This is a genomic window from Streptococcus sp. 2022WUSS037, assembly GCF_044427225.1.
In the GTDB taxonomy this organism is placed as follows: Bacteria; Bacillota; Bacilli; order Lactobacillales; family Streptococcaceae; genus Streptococcus.
Genome location: NZ_JAOTGJ010000007.1, coordinates 27,237 through 41,000 on the forward strand (window position 1 = coordinate 27,237; position 13,764 = coordinate 41,000).

At 40.4% G+C, this 13,764-nt stretch carries 14 protein-coding genes; 11 read left to right on the forward strand and 3 right to left on the reverse strand.

The window, feature by feature from the left end:
- Positions 1 to 3: 3 nt before the first annotated feature.
- Entirely contained in the window at positions 4 to 1,275 is a 1,272-nt protein-coding gene (locus ODU55_RS04480; protein ID WP_125064553.1) for a toxic anion resistance protein, read from the forward strand.
- A gap of 36 nt (positions 1,276 to 1,311) precedes the next feature.
- On the opposite strand, the gene ODU55_RS04485 is transcribed toward ODU55_RS04480, so the two are convergent.
- The gene (locus tag ODU55_RS04485; RefSeq protein WP_002935357.1) at positions 1,312 to 2,178 is read right to left on the reverse strand and encodes a YitT family protein; all 867 of its coding nucleotides are present in this window, start codon (positions 2,176 to 2,178) and stop codon (positions 1,312 to 1,314) included.
- 526 nt (positions 2,179 to 2,704) lie between these two features.
- Between ODU55_RS04485 and tmk the strand changes: the two genes are divergently transcribed.
- The 9 genes from tmk to ODU55_RS04530 all read left to right on the forward strand — a co-directional run bounded on the left by tmk (position 2,705) and on the right by ODU55_RS04530 (position 9,779).
- A complete protein-coding gene (gene tmk / locus ODU55_RS04490) occupies positions 2,705 to 3,343 on the forward strand; it encodes a dTMP kinase (RefSeq protein ID WP_014735979.1) in 639 nt (212 codons plus the stop codon).
- Positions 3,340 to 4,224, forward strand: coding sequence for a DNA polymerase III subunit delta' (locus ODU55_RS04495; protein ID WP_024418526.1), 885 nt, complete (start codon positions 3,340 to 3,342; stop codon positions 4,222 to 4,224). The genes tmk and ODU55_RS04495 overlap by 4 nt, the downstream gene beginning before the upstream one ends.
- Before the next feature lie 19 nt (positions 4,225 to 4,243).
- The gene (gene yabA / locus ODU55_RS04500; protein WP_029186567.1) at positions 4,244 to 4,561 is read left to right on the forward strand and encodes a DNA replication initiation control protein YabA; all 318 of its coding nucleotides are present in this window, start codon (positions 4,244 to 4,246) and stop codon (positions 4,559 to 4,561) included.
- A 1-nt stretch (position 4,562) separates the two neighbouring features.
- Entirely contained in the window at positions 4,563 to 5,426 is an 864-nt protein-coding gene (gene rsmI / locus ODU55_RS04505; protein WP_398582011.1) for a 16S rRNA (cytidine(1402)-2'-O)-methyltransferase, read from the forward strand.
- A 470-nt stretch (positions 5,427 to 5,896) separates the two neighbouring features.
- Positions 5,897 to 6,988, forward strand: a complete 1,092-nt coding sequence (serC, locus tag ODU55_RS04510) for a 3-phosphoserine/phosphohydroxythreonine transaminase (RefSeq protein ID WP_398582012.1) — start codon at positions 5,897 to 5,899, stop codon at positions 6,986 to 6,988.
- A complete protein-coding gene (locus ODU55_RS04515) occupies positions 6,988 to 7,548 on the forward strand; it encodes a GNAT family N-acetyltransferase (RefSeq protein WP_398582013.1) in 561 nt (186 codons plus the stop codon). The genes serC and ODU55_RS04515 overlap by 1 nt, the downstream gene beginning before the upstream one ends.
- Before the next feature lie 203 nt (positions 7,549 to 7,751).
- On the forward strand, positions 7,752 to 8,933 hold the full coding sequence (locus tag ODU55_RS04520) for a phosphoglycerate dehydrogenase (RefSeq protein ID WP_398582014.1): 1,182 nt from the start codon (positions 7,752 to 7,754) through the stop codon (positions 8,931 to 8,933).
- Between the two features lie 2 nt (positions 8,934 to 8,935).
- Positions 8,936 to 9,442, forward strand: coding sequence for a methylated-DNA--[protein]-cysteine S-methyltransferase (locus ODU55_RS04525; protein WP_105154218.1), 507 nt, complete (start codon positions 8,936 to 8,938; stop codon positions 9,440 to 9,442).
- Positions 9,426 to 9,779: an arsenate reductase family protein gene (locus ODU55_RS04530; RefSeq protein ID WP_002935368.1), complete on the forward strand. Its 354-nt coding sequence runs from the start codon at positions 9,426 to 9,428 to the stop codon at positions 9,777 to 9,779. The genes ODU55_RS04525 and ODU55_RS04530 overlap by 17 nt, the downstream gene beginning before the upstream one ends.
- Before the next feature lie 16 nt (positions 9,780 to 9,795).
- Here the strand turns inward: ODU55_RS04530 and ODU55_RS04535 are convergent, their stop codons facing one another.
- The gene (locus ODU55_RS04535; RefSeq protein WP_024407083.1) at positions 9,796 to 10,695 is read right to left on the reverse strand and encodes a cation transporter; all 900 of its coding nucleotides are present in this window, start codon (positions 10,693 to 10,695) and stop codon (positions 9,796 to 9,798) included.
- A gap of 395 nt (positions 10,696 to 11,090) precedes the next feature.
- Positions 11,091 to 11,918, reverse strand: a complete 828-nt coding sequence (locus ODU55_RS04540; RefSeq protein WP_398582015.1) for an exodeoxyribonuclease III — start codon at positions 11,916 to 11,918, stop codon at positions 11,091 to 11,093.
- A gap of 155 nt (positions 11,919 to 12,073) precedes the next feature.
- On the opposite strand from ODU55_RS04540, the gene ODU55_RS04545 reads away from it, so the two are divergent.
- Positions 12,074 to 13,735, forward strand: coding sequence for a hypothetical protein (locus ODU55_RS04545; protein ID WP_398582016.1), 1,662 nt, complete (start codon positions 12,074 to 12,076; stop codon positions 13,733 to 13,735).
- Positions 13,736 to 13,764: the final 29 nt, after the last annotated feature.

The following is a 13,764-nucleotide window of genomic DNA, read 5'->3' on the forward strand; positions in this document are numbered from 1 at the left end:
AAGATGTCAGGATTTAATTTCGATATTGATCAGATTGCTAATAATAGTTTATCAACCAAAGATAAGACAACAGAGCTTATTCAAGCGACTCCGACTGGAGATAATTCAAAAGTTTCTTTCTTGGCACAGTTGACACCGGAACAACAAACAGGTATTCGTGCCAAGGCTCCCCAATTGGTGGATAACTTCTTAGCTAATCAAAATGCCCTCTTGGATTTTGGTAAGGAAGCGGTAGAAGAAGTCAATGCCACGGTTAATCACATTTTGTCAGAACAGAAGAAGATTGAAATTCCACAGGTGGATGAGCTTTTGGCCAATACCAACCGTGAATTGAATGGCTTTGTGGCTAAGTATAAGGACATTTCCACAACTGCTGAATTAGAAAAGAAACCAGGTTTCTTCCAACGTCTGTTCAAGCAGACCAAGAATGATTTGCAGGAATTTTATTTTGATTCGCAGACCATTGAAAAGAAAATGGATAGCATGGCAGCCAGTGTGGTCAAGCAGGAAGAGGTGTTGGCGCGCAATATTGTTTCTGCAGAGCTTTTGATTGAAAATAATACCAAGTCTATCGAGAATTTGGTGGGGGTCATCGCCTTTATTGAAGCGACTGGTCAGGAAGCTGCAGAGCGTGCAAAATTGGCACAAGAAAACCTCGCAACTTTAGTACCAACTACAGTCGATTATCAAGTAGCTTTTGAGAAGTTGGCGCGTGTAACAGAGGTTGCTAATATCCTCGAACAACAACATTCTGAGTATATGAGTCGCTTGTATGTCGCGTGGACAACGACACCGCAGATGCGTAATCTGGTCAAGGTTTCTTCGGATATGAAACAGCGCCTTGGGATGTTACGTCGCAATACTATTCCAACAATGAAATTGTCCATTGCACAGTTGGGCATCTTACAACAATCTATCAAGTCTAGCCAGACGGCAGATGCGATTGTCAATGCTAATAATGCTGCCCTTCAAATGCTTGCGGATACATCAAAAGAAGCCATCCCGATGATGGAACGCACAGCTCAGAATCCGACCCTTTCAGTAGCATCTGTTACCAAATTGGCAGAAAGTTTGGTTGCCCAAAATAATGGCATTATTGCAGCTATAGATGAAGGGCGTCAGAAACGCCGGGAGTTGGAAGCAGCTATTGTACGGTCAGCAGAGACTATCAATGATTCTGTTAAGCTACGCGATCAAAAAATCATTGCTGCTTTGCTGGAGCAAGGCAAAGAAGCACAGTCTGAGGCAGAGCAACCACTTGAAACCAATCAATAATATAAAACCTGCAGTTCAGCGAAACTGCAGGTTTGTTTAATGGCGTTCTATTGGTTTTTTATCTCGATCTAAAGTAAATCCCTCACCGAGCACTTCATGTGCGTCTGTAATGGTGATAAATGCGTGGGGGTCAATGCGGTGAATAAGCTCCTTCATCTCTTGGAGTTGGCTCTTGTATATGACCGAGTAAATCATGTTGACATCGGCTTTGCTGTAGAAACCTTGTGCCTTGATAAAGGTGACACCACGCTCGATTTCACAATCAATAGCCTGAGCCAATTGGTCAGATTTTTGAGAAACAATCATAACACCCTTGCTACCATATCCGCCCTCCGTGACAAAATCAATAACCTTGGAAGCAATAGCAACCATCATTAAAGTATATAGAACTGTTCGGAGGTCTTTAAAAACAATAACAATCAGAGTTAGGATGAGGATGTCAACTGCAAGAATGATTTGTCCAATGGAGTAAGGTAGGAATTTATGACCTATACGAGCAATAATATCGCTTCCCCCAGTCGTTCCGCCAGCACGGAAGATGGTTCCTAATCCTAGTCCCATAAGAATCCCACCAAGGATACTAACGAGTATCAAATCTTGTTGTAGATTGATTGAAAAATGGATTTTTTCAAAAATGGCCAACCAAAAGGTAACGCTAAAGGTTCCTAAGATACTGAGATAGAGAGTCTTCTTTCCGAGTATTTTCCACCCGAGGATGAACAATGGAATATTAATCACAATGTTCATTATCCAAGGTTGAATATGAAAAAGGTAGTAAATAATCAGCGTCAATCCAGTTGCGCCCCCCTCGAATAGACGGTTGGGCATGATTAAATAATTTAGCCCAAAGGCAAATAGCCCTGCACCAAGCAAAATAAGTAAAATATTTTTCAAACGAACCATAAGCATCTCCGAATATGTGTATATATCAATTTTAAAAGATTTTCTCCTTAAAAACAAGTCAATTTTCAAGTGATTTTTTGACTAATTTTTGGTAAAATGGAATGAATATCTAAGAACCAGTATTCACAAGTGAAATGCTTGTATATATGGTCGTTTAGTTTCTCTTTTATTACTTCAACGAGCGAGGAAGCGTCGTTTCCTTATTTCCAAGTTCAAACGGGAGTGGGAAAGAACTCGACTGATCTAAAAAGAGTTCCCCTCACTTCCAAGCAGTTGGCTCGGGCTAAAATAGTCCACTGGACTATTTTACTCCCACCCCCGCACAGCTCAAACTATCTGAGAGATAGTTGGCGCAAGTACTAAAAGTAAACTAAACGACTATAAGAGATAGTTTTTTGCTAATCAAGGCAGTTTTTTTGAGGGAATACTGACTGTATTTTGAAAAAAATTAACGAAGACTAGTTGAAAAACTAGCCTTAGATGGAAGTGCTGAACTGTGCATATAGGTTCTAAGAGCGAGGGAAAGATGAGAAACGGTTTTTTTATTACATTTGAAGGCCCAGATGGAGCTGGAAAAACAACTGTATTGCAACAGTTATTGCCAGCCTTGCAGGAATTGGGGCCAGAAGTAGTCACAACTAGAGAGCCAGGTGGAGTGGCTATTGCAGAAGAAATTCGCAATATTATTCTGAATCCTGCAAATACAGCGATGGATGATAAGACGGAGCTGTTATTGTTCATTGCAGCACGACGTCAGCATTTGAAAGAAAAGATTCTTCCACCCTTGGCACAGGGGAAATTGCTCTTGATTGATCGTTTTATCGATTCCTCTATTGCCTATCAAGGATTTGGACGGGGCTTGGATATAGATGACATTCATTGGCTCAACCAGTTTGCAACAGATGGTTTAAAGCCAGATTTAACCCTCTATTTTGATATTGATACAGAAGAGGGGTTGGCTCGAATTGCCCGCAATGCTGACCGTGATGTGGATCGCTTGGATATGGAAAAAGCAGATATGCATAGACGGGTGCGTCAAGGCTATCTTAATATTTTAGAGCAGGAACCAGAGCGGTTTGTAAAGATTGATGCCAGTCAGCCACTAGAGGCTGTTGTTGCAGATGCTCTGGCGGTCATTAAGAAACGGTTTGCAGAAAGAACATGAAGATTGAAGAACTTAGAAACTTACAACCCAGTGTATTTCAACGTTTTGTGACAATTTTAGAGCAGAGACGTTTGGCGCATGCCTATCTATTTTCAGGTGACTTTGCTAGTTTTGATATGGCAATTTTTCTCAGTCAATCGTTATTTTGTCAGGAGAAAGAAGGCGTCCTTCCTTGTCAGAAGTGTCGGTCTTGTCGTCTAATTGAAGCAAATGAGTTTTCAGATCTTACTGTTATTGCACCGCAGGGAAATGTTATCAAAACAGATACGATACGTGAATTAGTTAAGAATTTTTCACAATCTGGATTTGAATCCAATAAGCAGGTTTTCATTATTCGTGATGCTGAGAAAATGCATGCTAACGCAGCCAACTCTTTGCTAAAAGTGATTGAAGAACCTCAGTCAGCTATTCACATCTTCTTATTGACCAATCAGGAAGAAGCCGTCCTTCCTACTATCAAGAGTCGGACACAGATTATAGGTTTTCCTAAAAATATTCCGGCCATGGAGCGAATGTTAGAAGAGGAGGGCTTGTTAAAAACACAAGCGAATCTCTTAGCTCAACTGGTTTCAAGTCAAGAAGAAGCGAAAAAGTTAGCAGAAAATAAAAACTTTTTAGATTTAATGGGACAGGCAAAGAAATTTACGGACTTGCTCTTGGTGGAGCCTACACGTGCTTATTTGCAAGTTGGAATCCTAGTGTCTTTAGCTGTGGAAAAAGCTGAGCAGGGGCGTTTGTTTGACCTTCTGAGTCTGATATTATCTGAGAAAATGATGGAATCGGCAAACGTACGTGAAAAAATGGATGCTGTTCTTAAGGCTAAGAAGATGTGGCAGGCAAACGTAAGTCTACAAAATAGTCTAGAGTACATAACTCTGTAAAATAAAAGAAAGGGAGATAATGGATAAAAAAGAAATTTTTGATGCCCTAGATGATTTTTCGCAGAATCTTCTAACCACGTTGGCAGAAGTGGATGCTATCAAAAAGCATTTACAGGGAGTTATTGATGAAAATATGACCCTCCGTTTGGAAAATTCCAAGTTGCGCGAACGTTTGGAAAAAGAAGATAAGACAGGCCATAAATCTTCCAATTTTGGTAAGGAGAATTTGGAGAATATTTACGAAGATGGTTTCCATATTTGTACCTTCTCTTATGGTCAACGTAGGGATAATGATGAACCTTGTATGTTCTGTGTAGAATTATTGAATCGAGATTAGGATGAAAGTACAAAAATCATTTAAGGGACAGACGAGTTTTGGGACTTTATATCTGGTGCCAACGCCTATTGGAAACTTACAGGATATGACATTCCGAGCTGTTCAGACCTTGAAAGAGGTGGATATAATTGCAGCGGAAGATACGAGAAATACAGGCCTCCTACTCAAACATTTTGAAGTAGAAACCAAGCAAATATCCTTTCATGAACACAATGCCCATGAAAAAATTCCAGTTTTGCTTGATTGGCTCAAATCTGGTCAGTCCATTGCGCAAGTTTCTGATGCAGGCCTGCCTTCCATTTCGGATCCTGGTCATGACCTGGTACGAGCAGCGATTGCGCAAGATATTCCTGTTGTAGCACTTCCAGGAGCATCGGCAGGAATTACAGCCTTGATTGCATCTGGTTTGGCACCCCAGCCACATATTTTTTATGGATTTTTACCGAGAAAAGCGGGGCAGCAAAAAGAATTTTTCCAAGAAAAAAAGACCTATCCTGAGACGCAAATTTTCTATGAATCTCCATATCGTGTGGCAGATACCTTAGAAAATATGTTGACAGTTTATGGTGATCGTCAGGTAACGGTTGTTCGAGAATTGACCAAGTTATACGAAGAATACCAGAGAGGAAGCATTTCCGAATTACTAGAGTATTTGGAAGAAAATCCACTTAAGGGAGAATGCTTGATTATTGTCGAGGGTGCTGGTGAGGAAGTCTATCCTTCTGCTGACGAAGTGGACTTGAAGGCTGAGGTAGAAAGGGAAATTGCAAGTGGCATAAAACCTAATCAGGCTATCAAAGAAGTGGCCAAACGCTACCAACTCAAAAAACAAGAAGTATACGATATATATCATGGACTAGGTTAAGACCTAGTTTTTTGTATGTTTATGCAAGCTCATACTCTTCGAAAATCAAAATTATCCGTTGTCAACTTTCCTTGATAAGTGAAAAGCTCCAGTGGATATTTTCAGCCTGTTACCTTGAAATGAGAAAGTAACAAAGTTCTATCGTCAGCTTAATGACGCGAATACAGTTCTCTATACTTCCAGACTTCAACTATATCCCCGCTAGGCTACTTTTGATTTTCATTGAGTAATTAATATGCAGATAACAATTGGCGACACTCCCCAAACAGTCAAATCTGGTCATAAAATTTTCATTGAAAACTGATAAATCCCTGTGAGGTAAGTGGCTCGTTTATGGCTAAAAGTAAGAAGAGCTTTAGAAAGTAGAATAAATATAAGAAATCCGAATATTTTTACAAAATAATCATATTTTATGGAATTGTCTGAATATTTGTGATATAATGAACAGACTAACTTAATGGGGGGATTTTATGACAATCTACAACTTCTCTGCAGGTCCTGCAGTATTGCCAAAACCAGTACTTGAACGCGCCCAAGCTGAATTCTTGGACTACAATGGTTCGGGAATGAGCGTTTTGGAGATGTCGCATCGCTCCAAGGACTTCGATGATATTATAAAAGGTGCTGAAGCAACGCTTCGTGAATTGATGGCCATTCCAGATAATTACAAGGTTATTTTCTTGCAAGGTGGAGCTTCTTTGGAATTTACAATGATTCCCCTCAACTTCGCTCAAGGCAAGAAAGCCTACTATCTTGTAGGTGGCTCATGGGGTAAAAAAGCCTATACTGAGGCTGTGAAGCTGTCTAAAACAATTGCCTTTGAACCAATTTTGCTTGGATCAACTGAAGATATTACCTATGCAGAATTGCCAACCTTCGATAAAAATGATATTGATCCAAGTGCAGCCTATGTGCATTTGACAACCAATAACACTATTGAAGGAACAGCAGTTTATGATATTCCTGACACCAATGGTGTGCCAGTCATCGCTGATATGTCTTCAAACATCTTAGCAGCTCGCTATAATGTAGAAGACTTTGCCATGATTTATGCTGGCGCTCAGAAAAATATTGGTCCTGCTGGTGTGACAGTGGTGATTGTTCGTGAGGACTTCCTCAATGATCAACCAATGCTTTCAAGCATGTTGGACTACCGTATTCAAGCAGAAAATGACTCTCTTTATAATACGCCACCAGCTTACTCTATCTATATTTCTAAACTCGTCTTTGAATGGGTAAAAGAAATTGGTGGTGTCGATGAGATGGAGAAAATCAACCGTGAAAAATCTGGTTTGCTTTATGACTATATCGACCAGTCTAATTTCTATACAAACCCTGTTCGCAAAAAAGAAGAGCGTTCAGTTGCCAATATTCCATTCGTTTCACCAAGTGAAGAATTAGATGCTAAATTTGTCAAAGAAGCAACAGCAGCTGGTTTTAAAAACATCAAAGGTCACCGTTCAGTAGGCGGTATGCGGGCGTCGCTCTATAATGCTTTCCCACGTCAAGGTGTGGTTGAATTAATTGAATTCATGAAAAAATTTGAAGCGGAGAATGCTTAATGGAAATCCGTCTTGCTCATCCCAATGAAGTAGGGGCTATTTGTCAGATTATTGATCAGGCCAAGGCCTTTCTAGTAGCTTCTGGCAGTAGTCAGTGGCAAGGAATTTACCCTAATCAAGATACGATTTTTGATGATATTTTAACAGGCAAGGGTTATGTTGGTCTGGTGGACGGTAAGGTTGCGGTTTATGCGGCTGTCTTTCGTGGGACAGAGGCTGCTTATGAAGCCATTTATGACGGCAAGTGGCAGCACAATAATCCCCTTTACACCACTATTCACCGTGTGGCAGTAGCCAAGGAATTTCAAGGTCAAGGTGTGGTTCAGACCTTCCTGCAAGGGATTATCGAAGGGCAAAAAGGACCAGACTTCCGTTGCGATACCCACGAGAAAAACCTGCCCATGCAGCACATCCTGGAAAAGCTAGGCTTTGTCTATTGTGGAAAAGTTCCCTTGGACGGCGAACGCCTGGCCTACCAAAAAATCAAACACAAGAGCGAGCGCAGTCTCTATCAGGAGATAAGTGAAGACGACCGTTGGCTCTTGGGACCAGTCTCCTAGTTTATCTTTTATTACGTCAACGAAAGAGGAAACTTCGTTTCCTTATTTCCAATTTCAAATAATTTTATCATTATTTGAACTCGTCTTGCCGTACTCCAGTACTGTCTACGACTCGTTGCCTAGTACTAAAAGCAAACTAAAAGACTGTAAATAATAAAAATGAAAGTCAGGCGGTAGCTCTTCCGCCTTTTTAGGTAAGAAAAATGGTATTTAGTGTACGAACTTTTAACAATATTAACCAGGTTGGTTTGAAAGAATTGGGCAATCGTTTCCAGATTGATGGAGACCATGCGGCTAATCCAGATGCCTTTATCATCCGTTCTGAAAACTTGCATGGTTTTGATTTTCCTGAAAATTTGAAAGCCATTGCTCGTGCAGGAGCAGGGACCAACAATATTCCTATTGAGGAAGCGACTGAAAAGGGAATTGTTGTTTTCAATACTCCGGGAGCCAATGCTAATGCTGTAAAAGAAGCGGTGCTTGCCTCTATCCTTTTATCTGCCCGCGACTATATCGGAGCGACAGCATGGGCAAATACATTGTCAGGAGATGATGTACCAAAACAAGTCGAAGCTGGTAAGAAGCAGTTTGCAGGGACAGAAATCTCTGGTAAAACTCTTGGTGTCATTGGACTTGGTGCTATTGGTGCCCGTATTGCCAACGACGCTCGTCGTCTGGGCATGAATGTGCTTGGTTATGATCCTTATGTGTCAGTTGAAACAGCATGGAGTATCTCAAGTCACGTTAAACGGGTAGATGATTTGAAAGAAATCTTTACCAATGCGGATTACATTACTGTTCATGTTCCTTTGACAGATAAGACACGAGGACTCTTCAATGCGGATAGCTTTGGTCAAATGAGAAAAGGAACAACCTTGATAAACTTTGCCCGCGGTGAATTGGTTAATAATGCTGATTTGTTTGAAGCAATTGAGGCAGGAGTTATCAAGAACTATATCACGGATTTTGGGACAGAAGAAGTGCTCAACAAGGACAACATTATCGTCTTTCCGCACGTTGGTGGGTCAACAGAGGAAGCAGAGCTCAACTGTGCTATTGCTGCTGGTCAGACCATTCGTCGTTTTATGGAGACGGGTGAAATTATCAACTCAGTTAACTTCCCAAATGTGAAACAATTCCTAGATGCACCGTATCGTATTACCTTGATTAATAAGAATATTCCTAATATGGTAGCGACGATTACAACGGCTGTATCTGAGTTGGGAATCAATATCGATAATATCATCAATAAGTCTAAAGGTGACTATGCCTATACTTTACTTGATTTGGATGAAGCGGATAAAGTGAAAATTGAGCAGTTGGTTGCTAAATTTGAAGCAACGGATGCAATTGTCAAAGTGCGTGTCATTCAGAATAAAAACTAATCATGCTGTATAAACAAATCTATCACAGTCCACTTGGCCCCATGTCATTAATGGCTAGTGATAAGGGATTAAGAGGGGCCTGGTTTGAAGGGCAAAAATATTTTGAACGAGGCTTGAACGAGAAAGTTATTTTAGCCTCCCATCCCATTTTAGACCAGACAGCTCGATTGCTTGACAAGTATTTTTCAGGGGATCAGGTGGACTTTTCAACCCTTCCATTAGAAGCTGTGGGAACAAATTTCCAAGAGCGTGTCTGGCAATTATTGAAGATGATTCCGATTGGTCAGACGACTACCTATGGACAACTGGCTCAGCAACTGGGCCTTCGTTCTGGTCAGGCAGTAGGAGGTGCAGTTGGGCGTAATCCTTATTCTATTATTGTTCCTTGTCACCGAGTTCTCAATCAGAAAGGACAGTTGACAGGTTATGCAGGTGGACTGGATAAGAAAATCTGGCTCTTGCGACATGAGAATCCAGAATTTGAGGTGAAAGATGATTTTATTTTATGAGTATCCAAAATGTTCGACTTGCCGAGCAGCAAAAGCGGAGTTGAAGAGTTTGGGATTGGAATTTGAAGCTATTGATATTAAGTCAACACCGCCTAGTGCTGAAGAGCTAAAAGCTTGGATGGAGGCGACAGGACTAGAATTGAAAAAGTATTTTAATACTTCTGGTAATAGCTATCGTGAATTAGGCTTGAAAGATAAGTTTGATAGTCTTAGCTTGGAGCAGGCACTTAATCTTCTAGCTAATGATGGTATGCTGATTAAGCGTCCCCTACTGATTCAGGATGGTAAAATCTTACAGATTGGCTATCGAACAAAATACGAAAATCTCGGTTTATAAGCCGAGATTTTGTTTATTATAGCGCATATTCTATTGAAATATATTCATGATGTTTTTTCAAAAGATAGAGCATCTGAGGCTTATCTTCTAAGAGTTTTTGGATAATTTCGTGATGGACATTGTGGAGATTGATTTTAACGCGAATCTTCATGCCTTGTTTGAAAATATGGATTTCAACATCATTGCTATCTTCCTTTAAGTAAGGCTCCAATAGCTGATAGATAGAATCATGTATTTCAGGGAAATGGATCGTTCCGTTGGCGAGTTCCTTGAAAGATGCCACTAATAAGTTCCAAGGTTCCTTAAATGAAATGATTGCTAGTGCCAGTGTCAAAAAGAAGTCACCAGTATAATGCAGGAAGCCTAACCAAGAGTTGATAGGAACAAGATAGAGCAGAAGAATTGCGATTCCAATTGCACCTGAAATGAGTCCGTCTATAAGGTTGCCTTTCGCTTCTGCTAATATGATAGTAGACAGATGATTGACTTTGGCACTCATATGGCGGTTGTATAGGTAAAGCCCCATGCAGACAAAAAACATGGTTATGGTATAAGGTAGAACGGGACCTGTAGTCATTTGATGACCGATTCCATGAACAAAGTAAGCAAAGGCTGTCGCGCTAGTTTCAAGTACAGCAAATACAAGGAGTAGTAGAGTTGCGAGAGATTTCATGATAGCGTAGAGAGGTTCTAGAAAATACAGTCCTTGAGGAAATGTCTCGGTTTTCCGATGGCTATTTTTCGATATGTAAACTGCAACTAAGGACGAAATAAATGCTATTAGAGAAAAGACTCCGTCTAGGAGGAGGGCGTTTAAGTCAGTCATGATATAAACGGCAATGCCTGCTAGTCCAGATAAACCGTTCACAACAGAGGAAACAGTTAGAGATTTGCGTTCGATAATTTTATGGTCCATAATCCCTCCTTTTAATGTATATCTATATATTTATTTTATCAAAAAATAACATCGCTTTCAAATCAAGCAAATTAAAACAAGGTAGAGTGATAAGAAATAAAGGCTCAAAACCCTTGCAATAGACCTACGGGTTTTAAGCCTTTAATATCTGTTATCTGATAATTGAAATCATGTTATACTCTTCGAAAATCAAAATCAGACGTTGTTGACTTGATTTGATGAGTGAAAGGCTCCAGTGGAACCTTTCAGCCTGTTACCTTGAAACAAAATAGTAACAGGGTTCTATCTGCGTAAGTAGAAACAAACTACGTTCGCTCTATCTCCAACCTCCAAAGGTTCCCCAAACCTTTGGAGCTAGTCTGATTTTGATTTTCATTGAGTATTAATATCCACTATTAGAATGAAATTTCCATTACAATTGGTGTATGGTCTTGACGAGCACCGGAGTCAATCATATCTGACTTAGTTACCTTATCAGCGACGCGGTCGCTGACAAGCCAGTAATCAATTCTCCAGCCTGTGTTGTTGATTTTACTGGTGCGGCTACGTTGTGCCCACCAAGTATAGGCGTTGAGAACATCACCGTGCAAGTGGCGGAAGGTATCTGTAAAACCTTTTGCTAGAAGATTTGTAAAACCTTGACGTTCTTCATCTGTAAATCCTGGAGATTGACGGTTACTTGCGGGATTAGCAAGGTCAATTTCCTTGTGAGCAACGTTGTAGTCACCTGTTGCAAGAACAGGTTTGTGGCTATCAAGTTTTGCTAAGTAGTCAGCATACTGTACATCCCAGATTTGACGGTCAGCAAGCCGTTTCAAGCCATCACCAGCATTTGGCGTATAAACTTGTGTGACATAGAAGTCGTCAAATTCTAGCGTGATGATACGTCCTTCAGAATCCATGGTTGTTGGAGCACCAATCTCAGGGAAGGTAATGGTTGGAGTTAGATGATTTTTGTAGAGGAAGAGCGTACCAGCATAGCCTTTGCGAGCTGGTTCTACAGATGAACGCCAGGTATTGGCATATCCAGGGAAGTAGCTTTCCAAAATTTCTAGATGCTTTTTAGTCGGTCCCTTATCTGACAATTTTGTTTCCTGAATGGCGATAATATCAGCGTCTTCTGTCACAAGTGTATCGATGACTGCGCGTGATAATAGGGCGCGAGGAGATTCTGCAGTCAATGCAGCGTTAAGAGAATCAATGTTCCAAGAAATGAGTTTCATAATTTTCCTTTTCTAGTCTGTTACTGTTTTACATTATACCAAAAATAAAAGTTGCAGGCGAATATGGAAACTTGAAAAAAATTTTATAATTCTTGTATTATAACATTAAAATTGTGATACAATAGAACTAATAAATCTGTGTCAAGGAGGTTATTATGAAAAGAAAATTATTTGTTTTTGCCTGGTTAGCCCTAGTTTTGGAAATGCTAATCTACTACTGGTACCAGTTGCCTGCTTTAAATATTTGGAGTGTGGACTTCTGGATATTTTTCCTTCAATCTGTCGGGCTGGTTTGGCTCATACTTTCCATGTTCAGCTCCAAAGGTGCTTTTCAAAAGGTGACTAAGATTTCTGGTCGCCAGAGACAAGTAGATACCTATCAGATTAAAACCTCGCAACTGCCAGCTTATTTAAAATGGTTGGGACGAATTTGGGTATTGGTTATCCTGGGGTTGTTGGGGCTGGGGCTTATCAACTCACGTGTATTTCGTGCTAAGGATTACGCTGCTGTCATAAGCGTCAAGGAGGCGGATTTTAAAGCAGATTTTCCTGAAACAGACATATCCAAATTGGCCCTCCTAGATCGCGCCTCAGCTGAAAAAATTGGTGATACTTATCTAGGTACCATTGACAAGGTCTCCCAGTTTGGCATTTCAGATGATTATCGCCAGATTACTATCGGTCAGCAACCATTCCGTGTATCGCCTTTGGAATATAAGAATTTTTGGAAATGGCTGAGCAACCATCAAGATGGGATTGGTTACTATGTTAAGGTCAATCAGACGACAGGGAAAGCAGAACTTGCCAAGTTGAGCAAAGCCATGCACTATTCAGATTCCGAATTTTTGCTGAATGATACCTTACGTCATCTTCGCCTGCAATACCCGACAACTATTTTTGGGAAACCATCCTTCGAAGTGGATGACCAAGGAAATCCGTATTATATTGCAACGATTTACGAGCCAAAATTTGGACTTTCATCAAATGATCCGATTGGTGCTATTGTATTGGATGCAGTAACAGGGGAAAGTAAGAAGTATAGTCTGGAAGATATTCCAGAGTGGGTAGACCGTGTTTATTCGGCAAACAATGTTATCAGCCGTGTAGATGACCACTATACTTATCAAAATGGTTTCTGGAATACCATTTTCAGTCAAACTGGTGTGAAAAATACAACGGACAGCTATAATTATATTTCTATCGGCTCAGATATTTATCTCTACACAGGTATCACGTCAGCAACTGCTGATTCATCCAACCTTGGATTTATTCTTGTCAATATGAGAACTCGTGAAATTACCAACTACAAATTGGCTTCGGCGACTGAAACAGCAGCGCAAGAATCCGCAGAAGGTGAAGTGCAGGAAAAAGGCTATAAAGCCACTGCTCCAAGCCTAGTTAAGTTGGCAGATACAGCCTACTATTTAGTATCCTTGAAAGATGATGCTGGCTTGGTTAAATCATACGCTCTTGTTGATGCCGAAGATTATCAACAGGTTACTGTTAACAATGATATTGCACTCTTAATTTCTCAAGTCACAGGAACGGATGCTTCTAGCCTTTCAGGATTGACAGTGACTGAAAATGGAGAAGTTGGTGAACAGACTGAGGTTATCAGTGGAAAAGTAGAAGCTTTAGCGAGTCAGATAATTGGCGGTGCGACAATCTACTATATTGAGTCTGAGGGCAAGATTTATAAAGTCAAAGCAACGGAAGATAGTACAGATCGTTTACCGTTTATCAAAGTAGGAGATTACTTTAGCGGTCAGTTAGATAAGAAAAATTATCTTAAAAACTTTAAGGTTAATCCAGAATAATCATAAGAAAGAGTGAGGTAGACAAGCCT

Coding starts and splice junctions, on each gene's coding strand:
- ODU55_RS04480 (WP_125064553.1), top strand. CDS start 4: ATGTCAGGATTTAATTTCGATATTGATCAGATTGCTAATAATAGTTTA.
- ODU55_RS04485 (WP_002935357.1), bottom strand. CDS start 2,178: ATGGTTCGTTTGAAAAATATTTTACTTATTTTGCTTGGTGCAGGGCTA.
- tmk (WP_014735979.1), top strand. CDS start 2,705: ATGAGAAACGGTTTTTTTATTACATTTGAAGGCCCAGATGGAGCTGGA.
- ODU55_RS04495 (WP_024418526.1), top strand. CDS start 3,340: ATGAAGATTGAAGAACTTAGAAACTTACAACCCAGTGTATTTCAACGT.
- yabA (WP_029186567.1), top strand. CDS start 4,244: ATGGATAAAAAAGAAATTTTTGATGCCCTAGATGATTTTTCGCAGAAT.
- rsmI (WP_398582011.1), top strand. CDS start 4,563: ATGAAAGTACAAAAATCATTTAAGGGACAGACGAGTTTTGGGACTTTA.
- serC (WP_398582012.1), top strand. CDS start 5,897: ATGACAATCTACAACTTCTCTGCAGGTCCTGCAGTATTGCCAAAACCA.
- ODU55_RS04515 (WP_398582013.1), top strand. CDS start 6,988: ATGGAAATCCGTCTTGCTCATCCCAATGAAGTAGGGGCTATTTGTCAG.
- ODU55_RS04520 (WP_398582014.1), top strand. CDS start 7,752: ATGGTATTTAGTGTACGAACTTTTAACAATATTAACCAGGTTGGTTTG.
- ODU55_RS04525 (WP_105154218.1), top strand. CDS start 8,936: ATGCTGTATAAACAAATCTATCACAGTCCACTTGGCCCCATGTCATTA.
- ODU55_RS04530 (WP_002935368.1), top strand. CDS start 9,426: ATGATTTTATTTTATGAGTATCCAAAATGTTCGACTTGCCGAGCAGCA.
- ODU55_RS04535 (WP_024407083.1), bottom strand. CDS start 10,695: ATGGACCATAAAATTATCGAACGCAAATCTCTAACTGTTTCCTCTGTT.
- ODU55_RS04540 (WP_398582015.1), bottom strand. CDS start 11,918: ATGAAACTCATTTCTTGGAACATTGATTCTCTTAACGCTGCATTGACT.
- ODU55_RS04545 (WP_398582016.1), top strand. CDS start 12,074: ATGAAAAGAAAATTATTTGTTTTTGCCTGGTTAGCCCTAGTTTTGGAA.